Annotated in this window: 16 protein-coding genes; 10 read left to right on the top strand and 6 right to left on the bottom strand. The window is 43.4% G+C overall.

Annotation, left to right across the window (positions count from 1 at the left end; translation table 11 throughout):
• The first annotated feature begins 546 nt into the window (after positions 1–546).
• The 3 genes from HW45_RS09160 (at position 547) to HW45_RS09150 (ending at position 3740) form a co-directional block, all read left to right on the top strand.
• Positions 547–1977, top strand: a complete 1431-nt coding sequence (locus tag HW45_RS09160) for a sodium-dependent transporter (RefSeq protein ID WP_038222077.1) — start codon at positions 547–549, stop codon at positions 1975–1977.
• A 128-nt stretch (positions 1978–2105) separates the two neighbouring features.
• Entirely contained in the window at positions 2106–2729 is a 624-nt protein-coding gene (locus HW45_RS09155) for a 3'-5' exonuclease (protein WP_038226498.1), read from the top strand.
• A gap of 108 nt (positions 2730–2837) precedes the next feature.
• Positions 2838–3740 carry a DMT family transporter gene (locus HW45_RS09150; RefSeq protein ID WP_038226497.1) on the top strand — a complete coding sequence of 301 codons (903 nt, stop codon included), beginning with the start codon at positions 2838–2840 and terminating at the stop codon, positions 3738–3740.
• A gap of 2 nt (positions 3741–3742) precedes the next feature.
• On the opposite strand, the gene HW45_RS09145 is transcribed toward HW45_RS09150, so the two are convergent.
• From HW45_RS09145 to HW45_RS09125, 5 genes are all read right to left on the bottom strand, one after another.
• Positions 3743–4555: a CSS-motif domain-containing protein gene (locus HW45_RS09145; protein ID WP_152559657.1), complete on the bottom strand. Its 813-nt coding sequence runs from the start codon at positions 4553–4555 to the stop codon at positions 3743–3745.
• Positions 4497–5273: a CSS-motif domain-containing protein gene (locus HW45_RS09140; RefSeq protein ID WP_006069013.1), complete on the bottom strand. Its 777-nt coding sequence runs from the start codon at positions 5271–5273 to the stop codon at positions 4497–4499. The genes HW45_RS09145 and HW45_RS09140 overlap by 59 nt, the downstream gene beginning before the upstream one ends.
• 98 nt (positions 5274–5371) lie before the next feature.
• The gene (locus tag HW45_RS09135; RefSeq protein WP_038226495.1) at positions 5372–5890 is read right to left on the bottom strand and encodes a MerR family transcriptional regulator; all 519 of its coding nucleotides are present in this window, start codon (positions 5888–5890) and stop codon (positions 5372–5374) included.
• A 2-nt stretch (positions 5891–5892) separates the two neighbouring features.
• Positions 5893–6798: a DMT family transporter gene (locus HW45_RS09130; protein ID WP_051867950.1), complete on the bottom strand. Its 906-nt coding sequence runs from the start codon at positions 6796–6798 to the stop codon at positions 5893–5895.
• Between the two features lie 89 nt (positions 6799–6887).
• The gene (locus HW45_RS09125) at positions 6888–8210 is read right to left on the bottom strand and encodes a PTS sugar transporter subunit IIC (protein WP_038226492.1); all 1323 of its coding nucleotides are present in this window, start codon (positions 8208–8210) and stop codon (positions 6888–6890) included.
• A gap of 366 nt (positions 8211–8576) precedes the next feature.
• Between HW45_RS09125 and HW45_RS09120 the strand changes: the two genes are divergently transcribed.
• The 4 genes from HW45_RS09120 (at position 8577) to HW45_RS09105 (ending at position 11973) form a co-directional block, all read left to right on the top strand.
• Entirely contained in the window at positions 8577–8882 is a 306-nt protein-coding gene (locus HW45_RS09120) for a PTS sugar transporter subunit IIB (protein WP_006069017.1), read from the top strand.
• 82 nt (positions 8883–8964) lie between these two features.
• A complete protein-coding gene (locus HW45_RS09115; protein ID WP_006069018.1) occupies positions 8965–10293 on the top strand; it encodes a PTS sugar transporter subunit IIC in 1329 nt (442 codons plus the stop codon).
• A 106-nt stretch (positions 10294–10399) separates the two neighbouring features.
• Entirely contained in the window at positions 10400–10717 is a 318-nt protein-coding gene (gene chbA, locus HW45_RS09110; RefSeq protein ID WP_006069019.1) for a PTS N,N'-diacetylchitobiose transporter subunit IIA, read from the top strand.
• Between the two features lie 299 nt (positions 10718–11016).
• Positions 11017–11973 carry a LacI family DNA-binding transcriptional regulator gene (locus HW45_RS09105; RefSeq protein WP_031493477.1) on the top strand — a complete coding sequence of 319 codons (957 nt, stop codon included), beginning with the start codon at positions 11017–11019 and terminating at the stop codon, positions 11971–11973.
• A 69-nt stretch (positions 11974–12042) separates the two neighbouring features.
• Here HW45_RS09105 and HW45_RS09100 read toward each other — a convergent pair whose 3' ends face one another.
• Positions 12043–12837 (bottom strand): AraC family transcriptional regulator, encoded by a 795-nt coding sequence (locus HW45_RS09100; protein WP_006069021.1) that lies wholly within the window; start codon positions 12835–12837, stop codon positions 12043–12045.
• A 99-nt stretch (positions 12838–12936) separates the two neighbouring features.
• Here HW45_RS09100 and HW45_RS09095 point away from each other — a divergent pair, with 99 nt between their 5' ends.
• The 3 genes from HW45_RS09095 to HW45_RS09085 all read left to right on the top strand — a co-directional run.
• Positions 12937–13851 carry a DMT family transporter gene (locus HW45_RS09095; protein ID WP_038226491.1) on the top strand — a complete coding sequence of 305 codons (915 nt, stop codon included), beginning with the start codon at positions 12937–12939 and terminating at the stop codon, positions 13849–13851.
• An 88-nt stretch (positions 13852–13939) separates the two neighbouring features.
• Positions 13940–14425 carry an acyl-CoA thioesterase gene (locus tag HW45_RS09090; RefSeq protein ID WP_006069023.1) on the top strand — a complete coding sequence of 162 codons (486 nt, stop codon included), beginning with the start codon at positions 13940–13942 and terminating at the stop codon, positions 14423–14425.
• 206 nt (positions 14426–14631) lie between these two features.
• Positions 14632–15364, top strand: a 733-nt coding sequence (locus HW45_RS09085) for an alpha-amylase family glycosyl hydrolase (protein ID WP_268745546.1), incomplete at its 3' end; no start/stop codon positions are given.

Here is a 15364-nt window from a genome sequence, read left to right as displayed (position 1 = left end):
CTACTTAGCCAGTTCAAACAACAAATTAACTGCAAACTATAATTTACATTAACCACAATAACTTTTATAAAGCCCCGCTATTGACAAGACGATTTCCACATAAAAACTTTGCTTAATTATGCGTTATGTAAGCCACTTGTTTTGCATTTTTAGTCAAAACAACCTGATTTTTTGCCGAATTGTTAATAGGTCATTCTGCAATATAATATCCTACGATCTACTAAAGTGGTGCTAGAAATATGGTTAGCGTCAGAACAAATCCCTACTTTATGCAATGGAGTGATTATTCTAATTCAATAAATAGCGCTATCAAGTCAAGAAAAATTAGAAAATAAAATGACGAACGTTTAAAAAATCAGCAGTTGACAACAATTTGATGACAAAAGTTAGAAAAAAACACTTTTTAGACTTCCAACTCCAATCATAAACTGGTTTACTTGTCACTGATAAAGCGCCTCCACAAATTTTAGAAAGTGTATAAAAATAAATACACAAACTTTTCGGCGCCAAAGTTACGGACAAACACAACAGATTATCGGAGTTATCGTGGCAACGAGTAATACAAACACAGCACCCCGCGACAATTGGGGTTCGAAGCTAGGCTTCGTAATGGCTGCTGCAGGTTCTGCAGTTGGTCTTGGTAATATTTGGAAATTCCCTTACACAGCAGGTGAAAATGGCGGTGGTGCATTCATCGTTATCTACCTTGCATTCGTAATTTTCATTGGCTTTAGCGTAATGTTAACTGAGTTCGCGGTTGGTCGTAAGACTGGTCGTAGTGCAGTAGGTGCGTTTAAGTCGACAGACGGTCGTTGGACTTTCGTAGGTGTCATCGGCGTACTAAGTGGTCTACTTATTATGGGTTTCTACCCTGTTGTAGGTGGTTGGGCTCTAGCGTACGTTCAAAAAGTATCTACTGGTCTTCTAAGTAACCCTGAAGCTATCGGCGATAGTTTCGGTGGTTTCATCACTAACCCAATTCAACCATTGATGTGGATGGGTATCTACTTGCTAATGAACGTAATCATCGTTAGCCGCGGTATTTCTGGCGGTATCGAAAAAGCAGGTAAGATCCTAATGCCAATCCTATTCCTGATTCTCATCATTGTTTCAGTGAAAGGTTTGTCTCTACCAGGTGCAATGGCGGGTATTGAGTTCCTGTTTAGCCCTGACTTCTCTAAAGTAGACAGTGGTGTTGTACTTGCAGCACTTGGCCAAGCATTCTTCTCTCTAAGTTTAGGTATGGGCTGTATGATTACATACGGTAGCTACCTGAAGAAGAAAGAGAACCTTGTTCAAACTACAGGTATGGTTACGGCAATGGACACTGGTGTTGCAATCCTAGCGGGTATCGCAATGTTCCCTGCAATGTTTGCTCTAGGTATGGAGCCAGCAGCTGGTCCTGGTCTAGTCTTCGTTGTTGTCCCTCAGCTATTCGCAGAAATGGGCGGTGTTGGTCTAATCTTCGCACTACTATTCTTCGTAGGTCTAACTGTTGCAGCACTAACGTCTTCGGTATCTCTACTAGAAGTAGTTGTGTCTTACCTAATCGATGAGAAAGGCTTCAAGCGTACTACAGCAGTACTCTCTGCAGCTGCAGTAATGGCGGTACTGTGTATCTTTGCTTCTCTATCTCTAGGTGGCGTTGGTCCAACATTGTTTGACACTGGTGCATTCGACATCTTCGACCTAATGACAGATAAGATTTTCCTAGCTGTTGGCGGTATGTTGGTGTGTATCTTCGCAGGTTGGAGACTAAGCCGTGAAGAACTTGAGAAAGAAATCACTAACGACGGTGAAGTGAAATTCCCACTATTCGGCCTTTGGTACAACCTAGTTAAGTTCGTAATTCCTGTAGCAGTAGCAATCGTTGCATTTGCGGGAATCTCAAGCGGCTTCGACAGTGGTAAAGGTCCAATCATGTTGATGGGTATCGGTATCATTGCTCTGACAGGTATTCTTTCGAAGAAACTGTAAGACTTAAACCTTATTGAAAAAGAGGAATCCTAGGATTCCTCTTTTTTTGTTTAACTCTCCTTGTTTGATGTTCCCCTTCCTGCCACTTCACGTTAGACTTTGCGCCCTACCCAAATAACGAGATTATAATGATGCTTTCATCTGCCAAATCTGTCGTAGTACTCGACTTTGAGACTACCGGTCTTTCACCAAATCAAGGCGACAGAGCTATTGAGATTGGTGCAGTTAAGCTAGAAAACGGCACCGTAGTCGATAGATTTCAATCCCTCATGAATCCGGGATTTCGTGTCAGTGGATTTATCGAAAATTACACTGGCATCAGTAATGCAATGCTGGCTAACGCGCCAAGCTGTAAAGACGTGATGGGTGAGTTTTCAACTTTCATACAAAACAGTAATCTCGTTGCTCACAATGCTTCGTTCGATAAGCGATTTCTGGATGCAGAGTTAGAGCTTATCAACGAAAGTTACACTGGAGAATTTGCCTGTTCTCTTCTAGTCTCAAGACGTTTAAATCAGGAAGCTCACTCCCACAAACTCGGCGACTTAGTGGCTTATCATAATATTGCTAATGATGGCGTCTTTCACCGTGCTTTAGCCGATGCAGAAGTGACAGCATCACTATGGTTGCTCCTCGTTGATTCATTGACTGAGAGATTCCAGATCAATGATCCTAGTTTTGCTTTAATGCAAAGACTGTCCAAACAACCGAAAGCATCGATAGCTCAGTTCTTAACAAAACAAGCTGTGTAATTGTTTAGATATAGGTCATTTTCTATATAAAAATCAAATCGTAGTGTGAAATACTCCTCACTATGTTATGTATAACGTTAGTGTCATTTTTCTTAGCCAGAGTCTCAAATGAATTCAAGTTTTGACCAATTAGTACCCGTTGGTGTTCGTTATATGGTGCTCTCTGCACTTGGCTTCGCCTTGATGTCAGCATCAGTAAAATACGTCAGTACTTATGGAATACCTGTCTTTGAGATTGTGGCAGCTCGTGCCCTTGTCTCATTGGTACTCAGCTATATTGACGTGAAACGGAAAGGTATTTCGATCTGGGGCAACAATAAAAAGCTGTTGTTTGCTCGAGGTGTCATGGGGTCGCTTGCCTTAATTTGTGTCTACTATGCCGTGACGACCCTTCCATTAGCTGAAGCAACAATATTACAGTACATTCACCCTGTTTTTACTGCGCTACTTGCCTTCTTATTCTTGAAAGAGCGTGTGCAATTTTCGACCTTTATATGTATTTTGCTGAGTTTGTTAGGTCTATACACCATGGTCAGCCCTACATTGGCCGCTAACAGTACCGAGCATTTACCCTTGTTCAGTGTTGGTGTCGCCTTACTTGGTGCATTAGGGAGCTCTATCGCTTATGTTATTGTGAGAAAATTAAGCCAAACTGAAGATAGTTCAGTTATTATTTTCTACTTCCCTCTCGTTGCACTCCCTTTATCGCTATTACTGATCGGTGACAACTTTGTGATACCCGATATGCACCTTACGGTGATGCTCATACTCGTAGGGATCTTCACCCAAGCAGGACAACTTGGGTTGACTAAGGCAATGCAGACACAAGCAGCAGGTAAAGCATCCGCTTATTCCTACATTCAAATAGTGTTCTCGATACTGCTAGGTCTTGTACTGTTTAACGAGCTGCCATCGATATGGACTTACTTAGGCGGTGCACTCATTGTTTTAGGTGCGCTAATCAATGTCTTTGGGAAAAATCTGCGATTGCCTTTCTTACGCTCTCGCTAGAACTAAGGTTGCTTGGCTTGGCTTCGGTTATCCCGAAACGACTGGTTTAGCAACCAAACCGAAGACCATAGAATGGCGACTGCGATAATTGAACGTAACCAATAGATCAACATACGTTTTATCAAGGTATGATAAGCCGAATAAACGGTTATTGAATATGGATAACGTAAAGAACTAACCTCAGACTCCATCTCATTGACATCTGGCTCAACCGGGTTCCTAGAGTAAGTGGAGTTAATGTCGCCATCCAACTTAAAGGCGTAGTTAGCGTAAGGCAGTGTTGGTTCCAACCAATACCCCACTAGGCGTCGTGGATTCACGTAAGCGAAGAACCGTTTATCACCATCATCAATATCAACAACCAACGATGTTTCCGGAAAATAACTGGTTAACAACGACCAACCAATAAATACATCGGTATTTGACTTGCCACGCCAATACTTTTGATGCAACGAAGTCTTGCCAAACATACTGCATACAAAAGCACCATCATCAGACTCACGGATATATCCGACTGCTCGAATTCGTTCATTTTCGTAAGCTAGGTTGGCATAGTCGTGCATCAGTGAGTCTGGACATGATTCATCGTAGGGCACTTGTCTGATGACCGAGACGACTTCATCGATGCGTTTATCAACACTGAGTACCGAGGTCTGAGCGCTTGCTTTTATCTCATTTGAGATTTGTAAATAAGCTAAACCACCACTAAGAAGTAAGGCAAGGACCAACACGTAAGCTGTCTTTGCCCATGGGAAGTTATAGGTGTTCATAGGCATCTTGGTCGCTACGTAGTCTTGAATAGATATCAACGGCAAAAACAGCACCAAAGACGATAAACCCGAGTACTGATAAACGTATGAAGAAGGTTTTAATTCTGTTGGTCAGCAATCCCATAGTCTTAGTCACTTTGATCTCAAACGGATAACGTTCAGAAGCTAGCGAGGTAGACAGCTCTTTTCCGGAAAAAGCACTTTGATTTCGGTCTAGCAAGACATTGGATGACTTTGGGAAAGACATGGTAATGCGTGCATCATTATTGTAAGGCTCAATCCACCATCCTAGGATGACCCTAGGGTTAATAGTACCAATCACAATTTGATCACCACGATAAACCGCTAGAGCGAACGAGAGGTCACGACGAAACTCTGTTACATGAAGACGAGCAAACAGTACGTCCCCTTCTTGTCTCGCGTCCCAAAATGCTTCATCAATAAGCCGTTCGTGAGCACCAAAATTACTACAATAATTGGGGTCGTCATTTACTGTGTTGGCAATCACAATTCCCCGTATCCCAGTGCTATTAAATACGTGGTGAGCCAGCGCAGTTTGAACGTCAGAGGTGCAGGTTTCAGCAATAGGTATGGCACGTAGCTCAGACTCTATCTTAGATAGATGGTCGTCGATTCGACCAACAACTTGTTCAGCATCACAACTCAACTCCTCTCGAAAGGTCATCATTTGATAGACGCAACCGATGAGCAAGGTGTAGAGAAAAATCAGAGAAAGGTTCTGCCAAGTCCGTCTGGTTACCATATGTATCAACAGGAAGTATATTAAGACAAGAAATCATAACACTCGATAAATATAAGTTTCTTTATCTCAACTCAATATTGTGTCTTCAGGTTTCTCAGCTACCGAGAATTTATGCGAATTTCTGCTATCTCATCACAACTAATATTCAAAGATTCGAGAAATTCTTGGTGCGCATCTGGCTGCATTCTTTCAAACTGTCGATGCCAATTCGCCATATCTTCTTCGTTAAAACCGGAGTGTTTCATGATCTCAACCCACTGTGCTTTATTCATGGAATTGGTCTCCAACAAATTAGGCTCTTCTAGCGCAGTGAGAATCGCTTTCTGTTGGCTTCGCAATGCCTCTATTTCTCTTTCCAATGCATTGAACTGGTCTCTCAAGGTCTGCTCTTGTATTTGATCTCCTTGCCTATCGAGCAAAGAACTTATTTCTTGAATTGGTAGCCCGAAAGAGCGATATGCGAGGATACTCTTAAGCCTTGAGACCTGTTTCTCTCCATACCAGCGGTACCCATTGCCTGCACGATGAGCAGGAAATAAAAGACCTGCGCGTTCGTAGTAGAGGATAGTAGTTCTCGATATTTTACATTCTCGCGCTAGCTGAGTAACGGTTAACATTTTTACTTATTCCTGTTCGTGAATAATTTTGGAACACATACGCTCAGAAAGAGCAGAACAACACCGATTATCGCTAGTTGGTTTGGTGTTTCTGAAAATAGTAGATAACCAATACCCATAGCGTAAATAATTTTCACGTATTCGACATTGGAAACCACGTTTGCTGCGCCATATTTATAAGCGCTGACGCCAAACCATTGAGCGATTGATGAAATAACACCGACACTAACCAAAAGCAGTAACTCATTCCAACTTGGCCATACCCAATCGAAAGTGGATGGAACCAACGCCAAAATACCTACGAACAACGCTTGGTATGCCAAAAGAGCGAGTTTAGATTCAAGTTGCGCAATCCGTCGAACACATATCGCCGCAATCGCCGCTCCCATCGACGCCACTAAACCTAAAACTATATAACCCAGCGACGTATCATCAAAACTAGGTTGTACGATCAACATGACTCCGGAAAATCCTAATATCAGCGTCAATATGCGGCTCATAGAAAGCGTTTCACGTAGAAATAGCCTCGCTAGTAAGGCAACAAACAATACTTGTGTGAAACCAAGTGCAGTCGCATTCGCTAGCGGGATTGTGCTCACCACGACAAAGCCAATAGAGAGAGAAGTAAACGCTCCTAGAATTCGAAAAGTATGCAGTTTCAAATGGGTTGGTTGCCTTAAACTGGCAAAGTTAATAACAATAGCTGGCATAAGCAATGTCAAAAACACTAACTGGCGAAACAGTAAAATTTGAAACACGCCTATCGAGTCACTGAGTAGGCGAACGATAACGCCAACAACAGTAAAAAGTGCCGTAGACACTAACGCCAATGCGATTCCTTTCGTCGTCGGAGACCATTGAGTTGTGACCTTGTACCAGAATGATTGTGTGGGAAAATTTATAGACATGAGCGCCCTCTTACTAATAAGAGCACGAAGCCTAAACCCTATACCAGTAGACGGGTCAATCTAGTCGCTGAAAGAACTTAACATTAGAACTATTGTACTTCTCTGCGGCGCTGCATTCTTTCAGCGCGCTCCGCTTCTTGCTCTACCAAGATTTTTTCATGTGCCTTGAAAAATGGTAGATAGATAAAATACGAGTTAAGCATAGCGAAGGCGACCATAAGAGCATTCACCACGCTACCATTGGCTGCCCACGCTGCTCCTATTGGCGCCGGTACTGACCAAGGAATCATCAATACCACTCGGTCCAATATCTCTGCTGAGGTGAGAAACCACGCCAAGGTGGCATTGATCATAGGCACCATTACAAACGGCACCAAGAACAGGGGATTCATAATGATTGGGAAGCCAAAAAGAATCGGTTCGTTGATATTAAATATCGCTGGAATTGCGCCCACTTTACCAACCGACTTCAATTGATTTGACCGACTCTTAATCGCCAAATAAACCAATGGCAAGGTTGAACCAACGCCGCCCACTAACAAGAAAAAGTCCCAAAAAGCAGGCAGATAAATATGTGGTAGCACCGCCTCACCAGCTTCTAATGCCGTTTGATTTTCGAGGAGATTCGACATCCAAAATGGATTCATAATCCCGGTTATGATTAATGCTCCATGGATGCCCATAAACCACAGCAACTGACAAATTAAAATTGATACCAGTACAGCCACCAAACTGTCTGACGCAAGCACTAAGGGCCTAAAAAGCTCTTCAATCAACTGAGGAAAATGGACACCAAACTGAGCTTCCAACGCAACGTTAAAGGTTGAAATGGTGCTGAGCACCACGAATATTGGGATCATCAGTTTGAAGCTTTGAATCGTAAGAATGGGTACATCTTCAGGCATCTTGATATACCACCCTTTTCGTATAAACAACCTGACCACTTCAATAGAGTAAATACTCGCGATTAGCGCAGTAAATAACCCAGACCCGCCGAGATATCTGACGTCCTCCTGTCCATTCAGATAGAAACCAGCCAACATCAGAAAGGCCATACAACCCGTCAGTCCCGAGAGTCGTTCAGGTAGTTGATAACTTTTTGCCAAACTTGCTGAGACACCAAACGACACAATGAGCCCAACAACTCCAAGAGTTAATTGATAGGTAGGCAATAGAATAGGTCTTAAGGTGTAAGACATGTTCAGCCAAGCGACTGACATCCATGACTCTGGGTTGGCAAACGGAGGGAAAATAATCGGGACAAACATGCATCCGACAAAAATAAACGGCATCGCCAACTGGAAACCATCACGCATTGCCATCAAATGCTGACTACGCATAAGCAATTTGGCAATGGGGTTCATGAACTGCTCTACCTGATTGGCAAACAGTCTCATTACAGAGTGGTTCATCTTAGTTACCGAGTGTCGAGATCCGGGCAAGAATAACCTAATACTCAATAGTGCGGAAACTTCGCATCCAAATCTGATGACTTCAGCACACTTTTCGACTCGCGGTCGCCGTAAATACATTGAAAACCAGCTCTAACCCTCCCCGCTACTTCAGATGTTCATAACGTTTTAAGATCAGCATAGTTTTGTTTCACATGTTGTTTCCAGACCACCGACAGTGCGTTAACTGAGTCACGAAAAATCCACCTTACAGAGATTTTCTAGTGATCGTTTTCACACTTAACCGGAAATCATTTGGAAACCGGTTTCCAAATGATTTCCAGAACGGCATAGTAAAAAGGAATTCAAGATTCTGGAGAACGAAAAATGAAAAAAATTATGCTTTGCTGCTCTGCCGGTATGTCTACTTCTCTTCTAGTTAAAAAGATGGAAGCCTCAGCTCAAGAACGTGGTATCGCTGCTGAAATTAAGGCGTTCGGCGCAAGTGAATTTGATGTGCAAGTTGGCAACTACGAAGTAGTTCTACTTGGCCCTCAAGTTAAATACATGCAAGCAGATTTCCAAAAGAAAGCGGATGCGCACGGCATCAAAGTTGAGCCAATCAACATGATGGATTACGGCATGCAGAAAGGCGACAAAGTTCTTGATTTTGCTCTAGAACTAATCGGCTAGTTTTCTGGCTCGGTGTCCCCCCTGTAGTCACATTTCGACACCGAGCTTTCTTATTCTTTAATATCCAAACGAGATCTACGACATGGGCGCTATGTACGACAAAATGGTCAACGTTATCGAGCAAAAGGTGACTCCTATTGCTGGTAAAATTGGCCAACAAAAATACATCACTTCTATCCGCGACGGTTTTATCGCGGCACTACCTTTTATGATTGTTGGTTCATTCATGTTGGTGTTTATATTCCCTCCGTTTTCAGCGGAAACAACTTGGGGATTCGCACGGGCATGGCTAGATTTTTCTGATACTTACCGTGAACAACTCATGCTGCCATTCAACCTAAGTATGGGCATCATGACGATATTCATATCTGTGGGCATCGCTTCAAGCTTGGCACGTCATCACGATTTAGATCCTGTTACAACGGGCCTACTTTCATTGATGAGCTTCCTTTTAGTGGCTGCGCCAGTGCAAGACGGCATGCTTTCTATGCAGTACTTCTCAGGCCAAGGTATCTTTACCGCGATTATCACAGCACTGTACTCAACGGAAGTATATGCTTACCTAAAACGCAACAACATCACTATTAAACTTCCACCAGAAGTACCTACAGGTGTTGCTCGTTCATTCGAAATCCTAATCCCAGTGTTAGCAATCATCATGACCCTGCACCCATTGAATCTTTTCATTGAAGCACAAACCGGCATGATCATTCCTGAAGCAATCATGGCATTAGTACAGCCTCTAGTATCAGCTTCAGATACGCTACCAGCCGTACTTCTTGCAGTACTAGTGTGTCAAATCCTTTGGTTTGCAGGCATCCACGGCGCGCTAATCGTTACTGGTATTATGAACCCATTCTGGATGGCTAACCTTTCAGTAAACCAAGCAGCAATGGCAGCTGGTGAAGCTATCCCACATATCTTTGTTCAAGGTTTCTGGGATCACTACCTACTAATTGGCGGTGTAGGCTCTACCCTTCCACTTGCTTTCCTACTACTACGTAGTAAAGCCGTTCACCTTCGTACTATCGGTAAAATGGGTGCAGTTCCAGGTATGTTCAACATTAACGAACCTATCCTATTCGGTGCACCGATCATCATGAATCCAGTGTTCTTCCTACCATTCATTTTGGTTCCTATGGTTAACGCAACATTAGGTTGGTTCGCTCTTGATTGGGGATTAGTTGAGCGCGTTGTTTCTCTAACACCTTGGACAACTCCAGGTCCTATCGGTGCTTCATGGGCAGCTAACTGGGCATTCAGTCCTGTCATCATGTGCTTCATCTGTATGGCTATGTCAGCAATGATGTACCTGCCATTCCTGAAAGCATACGAAAAGCAACTTCTTGAGCAAGAAGCTGCGGAAGAGAAGAAACAACAAGAAGCTGCAGGTCAACCTGTAACGGCTTAAACCCCAAATTACATAAATTAAATGTCGCTCCTTAGTCTTAGTTGGGGATAAGCATGGGGCGACACCTATCTTTGAGATAGAACCATTAAGAATTAAGAGGTACAAAATGGAACCAATGGATTTAGAAGAACAAGTAATGGGCATCATCATCAACGCTGGTCAATCGCGCAGCCTATGTTACGAAGCACTTCGTCATGCTAAAAACGGCGAGTTTGAAGAAGCAGAAGGCCTGATGAAAGAAGCTCAAGAATTTGCCAACCAAGCGCACCTTGTTCAAACACAGCTTATCGAAGCGGATGAAGGTACGGGAAAAATGAAGATGACTTTGGTGATGGTTCATGCACAAGACCACTTAATGACATCTATGCTAGCAAAAGAACTCGTCGCTGAAATGATCGAACTACACAAGCGCACCGCGAAATAAGCAAGTAAACCCATTTTACTTTTTTCATAGTTGTCGACCATGCAGGGAACGAGTCAGAGGGAAGGTGTTGTATAGGAGCATCTTTTAAAATTGGTCGAAGCAGCTCTCATGTGCTCCTACCCTTTTGGGAGCTGCTTTTTTCAACAACTTACTGCTTTTACTTGTTTTCCTCGGTTTTATAATACACTTCTACCTTCATCAAGCTTGAGCTACGTACCAGTAAAAGAGTACAATATTGGAAATTTTGGGAAACGGTTTCCCAACTTCAGAAACCCTGCAAATGAAATAAGGTTGTTTTCATGGCTACTATCACAGACGTATCTTTGCTAGCAAACGTGTCGAAAGCCACGGTTTCGCGCGTGATGAGTGGTAGTCGCGGTGTTAAGCCCGAGAGTCGTGAAGCCGTTCTGCGTGCCGCAGAAGAGCTGAACTACCGCCCAAATGCTGCGGCGCAAACACTGGCCAATCAGCGCTCTGATTACATCGGTGTTATTCTTTCTTCAACGGATGCTGGCCAAGTGTCTACCTACCTCCCGTTATTGGCGAAATCGCTGAAAGCCAAAGGTAAACACATGCTTGTACAGTTTGCCGAAACGCCTGCTGAACAAGTGCGTATCGTCGAAGATCTAAACCAAAGGCATTGTGATGCAATTATCTCTCTGGGGGGAACGGTCGAAGAGTTAAAGAACGACAACATTATTGCCATAGACAGCTTGGCTGATCCGTCTCACTCTATTGGCTATGATTATAAATTTGCTTCAGAAAGCGCTTGTCGTTTCCTATCTAGTAAAGGCCATTCAAGCATCGCCATTGTCGTAGACGATGAAAGTTACGCTTCAAATCAGGTCATAGAGGGCTATAAGACGTCATTGCAAAACTCTGCAATGCCAGTTAATCGTCAACTGATTGTGACCGCTAATGGCAACAGCGAGCAAGCTATCATGTCATTACTTAATAGCTATCATCCATTTACTGCATTGGTTGTAATGCGCGATAGCCAAGCTGCGGTAGCAATGAACCTCTTTAGAGATTTTAACTTGGCAACGCCTCAAGAGGTATCCATCGTCTCGTTAGAAGATTCTCAACTTGCGAGTCAACTAAATCCGCCTCTGACCTGCATTAGCTACCCATCACAGCAGATCGTTGATTTTGCCATGGAGCAATTGGACGCCATTTTAGAAGACAAACCAATGAATCCAAAACCGCTTATCACTGGCCGCCTTGTCACGCGAGATTCCGTCACTAATCGCAGCTAGTACAAGTAATTTAGAAAAAGGAGTGTGTTACATACTCCTTTTTTAGTTCTACTTCACCACAATGTTCAATCAACTTTGCAATAACTTGTTTTTGTATTGTTCTGGTGTTTGACCTGAGTATTTCTTGAACATCGCAATAAAAGGGCTTGCTTGGTTGTAACCGAGTGTGAAAGCCACCTCCTTAACAGAGTGCCCTCCTCGTAGTAAATCCATTGAATACAAATAACGAACTCGCAAACGCCATTCTGTAAAACTCATTCCGAGTTCGCTTTGACAATAACGAGCGAGCGTTCTCTCAGTTGTATGTACCCTACTCGCCCATTCATTCAAGCTAATATCGTTAGTAGGCTCTTCCTCAATCGCCGCCAATATCGGTGCTAAATATTTGTTATTACTAGAGGGCAAAAAGTGATGTTGTTCTTGTTGGTCACTTAGCTGATCTAAAAGCACCTGTACTAATCGTTTGTCTTTTTCGGACTCGGCCACATTTATACTTCGATGGCGAAAATCCTCAATAATAGACGAAACAATCGGCGTCACTTTAATTAAGCTGGTCTTTTCCGGGAAGGTCGACGTCAGCTCATGAGCAATATTGAGAGAGCAGTACTCCAATGGTTTGCGGTTGTAACTGCAATGCATCACTCCCGCTGGTACCCAAATGGCAAGATGGGGCGGCGCGAGAAAGCGCGTATCTTGCGCTTCCATTTCCAATATGCCACCGCTAATCAACTGAATCTGCCCCCAAGGGTGGCAATGTACTCTCGTCTCAGTATTGGAAAGAAACGCGTCGAAGTTCATGAAAACGTCCGACGGCATTTTATCAATAGAAAGAGAGGGATGGAGGTTACGTGACTTTTTTTTCAACTTGTCTTCCTATCGCGCCTAATGTCTGAATGGAGATATTTATAATTATAACGACCTGTCACACTATACATCAATTCACAAAACGCGACGAGGCTCACAATGGTTTACTTACTACCTTTCCTAACCGTACTCATCTGGGGTGGGAATGCCATTGTTAATAAGATCGCCGCGTCGACTATCGAACCAAGCGCAATGAGTTTTTATCGCTGGGCTCTAGCTATGTTAGTCATGACACCGTTTTGCTTACCAAAGTTAAAACGCTATTGGCCTGAAATTCGTCGCAACAGTGGCAAGCTTGCTTTTCTTGCGCTACTTGGAATGGTGCTTAACCAATCGTTAGGCTACTACGCAGCGTTGACAACCTCTGCTTCCAACATGGCGCTGATCACCTCTTTAGTGCCGCTTATCAGTGTGTTCATGTCAGTCCCTTTACTTGGTAAAAAAATCTCCATGCTCAGTATTGCTGGCGGCGTGATTTCTTTAGCAGGGCTTGCCTTCATGCTAGGTCAAGGCGACGTTGCTTTCTTCATGCATCAAACCGTAGCTCAGGGCGACTTGTTGATGGTTCTCGCCGCTTTTGTTTACGCTACATACTGCGTACTGTTGAAACGATGGAAAATGCAGTTGTCTAGCTGGATGCTAATTTATACACAAGGTGTGTTTGCCGTCATAATGCTATTTCCTCTCTTGCTTACTAGCGAGACAATTATGCCAACGTCAGCATCTCTGCCACTAATCGCCTACGCAGGTTTATTGGCCTCGCTGATTGCACCACTATGCTGGGTTAAAGCGATTGACTTAATTGGAGCAGACAACAGCGCAATGTTTATGAATTTGCTACCTGTCATTGCGGTTGCACTCGCTGCAGCCCTATTAGGCGAAACTATCACTCAATTCCACGTCATTGGTGGGTTAATGGTGATATCTGGGGTAATTCTATCTCAAGTGAAAGTGAGACGTCGTAAATCGGCAACTGATACCGTGGAGCAAAACCTGACCATAGATAAACAATAAACTCTAGCGGGTGCACAATCTCTGTAGCCTACTGTTAACAATTTTGTCATACTCAGGGAAGCCCAAATAACAATAAGGACATGTTCAAATGAGTCGTGGCAAAAGAGATATCACCCTTCGTTTTCTTGCTGAACCTGGTGATGTAAACTTTGGCGGGAAAGTGCACGGTGGTGCGGTAATGAAATGGATCGACTTGGCCGCTTATGCCTGTTCGGCAGCTTGGAGTGGTAAATACTGTATTACCGCTTATGCTGGCGGAATTCGATTTGTTCAACCGATTCACGTCGGTAACCTTGTGGAAGTCAGCGCTAAAGTCATTTACACCGGACGCTCTTCAATGCACATCGCCATTGATGTGCAAGCAAGCGATCCCAAAGAACTTAAAAATCGTCTCACCACACACTGCATCGTCATCATGGTCGCCGTCGATGAAGATGGAAAACCAACTTCAGTTCCTGAATGGATTCCTGAAACCGACGAAGACATCAAACTACGTGAGTCAGCAATCAGACTGATGAATATGCGCAAAGAGATTGGCGAGGAGATGGAAGCGCACGTTAAATACCTTAAATAGCGTTTATAAAAGCCGACAGCCCAACACATCGCCCCAACGAATGCAGATAATGTGTTAACCATTATCTGCTTTTGTCACACAACTCACATCTACGCCCCTATTTAAAACCTAAAAGGATGAGTTTTTTGTCTCAGCCTTACTCTACACTCTCATCATATAATAGATTTTTTCTATATCCAGACCTCTACTTTGACTGTGAGATGAGTATGAACCACAAAACTAAAATCCATCTTTATCAAATTTTCACAAGGCTCTATGGCAATAAAAATTCAAACAACAAACCGTGGGGTACTATCGAAGAAAACGGCGTGGGTAAATTCAGCGATATCACCCCAACCGCGCTAAACTCAATTCGAGATCTCGGCATGACCCATGTTTGGTATACAGGCATACCTCATCATGCATTGGTCGCAGACTACACTGAGTTTGGCATCTCAAACGATCACCCTGCCGTTGTAAAAGGTAGAGCTGGCTCTCCCTACGCAGTAAAGGACTATTACTCGGTTAATCCTGATCTAGCCGATGACCCTAGCAAACGTAATCAAGAGTTTCAGTCTTTAATCCAAAGAACACATGAGGCAGGCTTGAAGGTTATTATCGATATTGTTCCCAATCACGTGGCGAGACACTACCAAGGTTTAAATAACCCAGTTGGAATCCGTGATTTTGGTGCTGATGATGACGTGAGCGTAGAATACGCGGTAGATAACAACTTCTACTATATTCCAGGTAAAGCCTTCCAACTTCCCGATATTCCACAGCACCTTCAACCACTTGGTGGCGAAGAGCATCGTTTGCTAAGAGAGCCATATCAAGAGCTTCCTGCTAAGTGGACCGGAAATGGCTCTCGACTCGCCAAACCAAATGCAGACGATTGGTACGAAACCATAAAAGTAAACTATGGTGTTCGTCCTGATGGCGGCTTTGTTGCCGAATTCA

It is taken from the genome of Vibrio sp. ER1A (assembly GCF_000733315.1).
Classification (GTDB): Bacteria; Pseudomonadota; Gammaproteobacteria; order Enterobacterales; family Vibrionaceae; genus Vibrio; species Vibrio mediterranei.
The sequence above is the reverse complement of the archived record's forward strand: the minus strand, read 5'-3'. Positions and strand labels throughout refer to the sequence as shown.

Excerpts from the sequence above, each read along its gene's own strand:
- HW45_RS09120 (WP_006069017.1), top strand. The coding sequence starts at position 8,577 with ATGAAAAAAATTATGCTTTGCTGCTCTGCCGGTATGTCTACTTCTCTT.
- HW45_RS09115 (WP_006069018.1), top strand. The coding sequence starts at position 8,965 with ATGGGCGCTATGTACGACAAAATGGTCAACGTTATCGAGCAAAAGGTG.
- HW45_RS09155 (WP_038226498.1), top strand. The coding sequence starts at position 2,106 with ATGATGCTTTCATCTGCCAAATCTGTCGTAGTACTCGACTTTGAGACT.
- HW45_RS09150 (WP_038226497.1), top strand. The coding sequence starts at position 2,838 with ATGAATTCAAGTTTTGACCAATTAGTACCCGTTGGTGTTCGTTATATG.
- chbA (WP_006069019.1), top strand. The coding sequence starts at position 10,400 with ATGGAACCAATGGATTTAGAAGAACAAGTAATGGGCATCATCATCAAC.
- HW45_RS09135 (WP_038226495.1), bottom strand. The coding sequence starts at position 5,890 with ATGTTAACCGTTACTCAGCTAGCGCGAGAATGTAAAATATCGAGAACT.
- HW45_RS09090 (WP_006069023.1), top strand. The coding sequence starts at position 13,940 with ATGAGTCGTGGCAAAAGAGATATCACCCTTCGTTTTCTTGCTGAACCT.
- HW45_RS09105 (WP_031493477.1), top strand. The coding sequence starts at position 11,017 with ATGGCTACTATCACAGACGTATCTTTGCTAGCAAACGTGTCGAAAGCC.
- HW45_RS09125 (WP_038226492.1), bottom strand. The coding sequence starts at position 8,210 with ATGAACCACTCTGTAATGAGACTGTTTGCCAATCAGGTAGAGCAGTTC.
- HW45_RS09130 (WP_051867950.1), bottom strand. The coding sequence starts at position 6,798 with ATGTCTATAAATTTTCCCACACAATCATTCTGGTACAAGGTCACAACT.
- HW45_RS09140 (WP_006069013.1), bottom strand. The coding sequence starts at position 5,273 with ATGGTAACCAGACGGACTTGGCAGAACCTTTCTCTGATTTTTCTCTAC.
- HW45_RS09095 (WP_038226491.1), top strand. The coding sequence starts at position 12,937 with ATGGTTTACTTACTACCTTTCCTAACCGTACTCATCTGGGGTGGGAAT.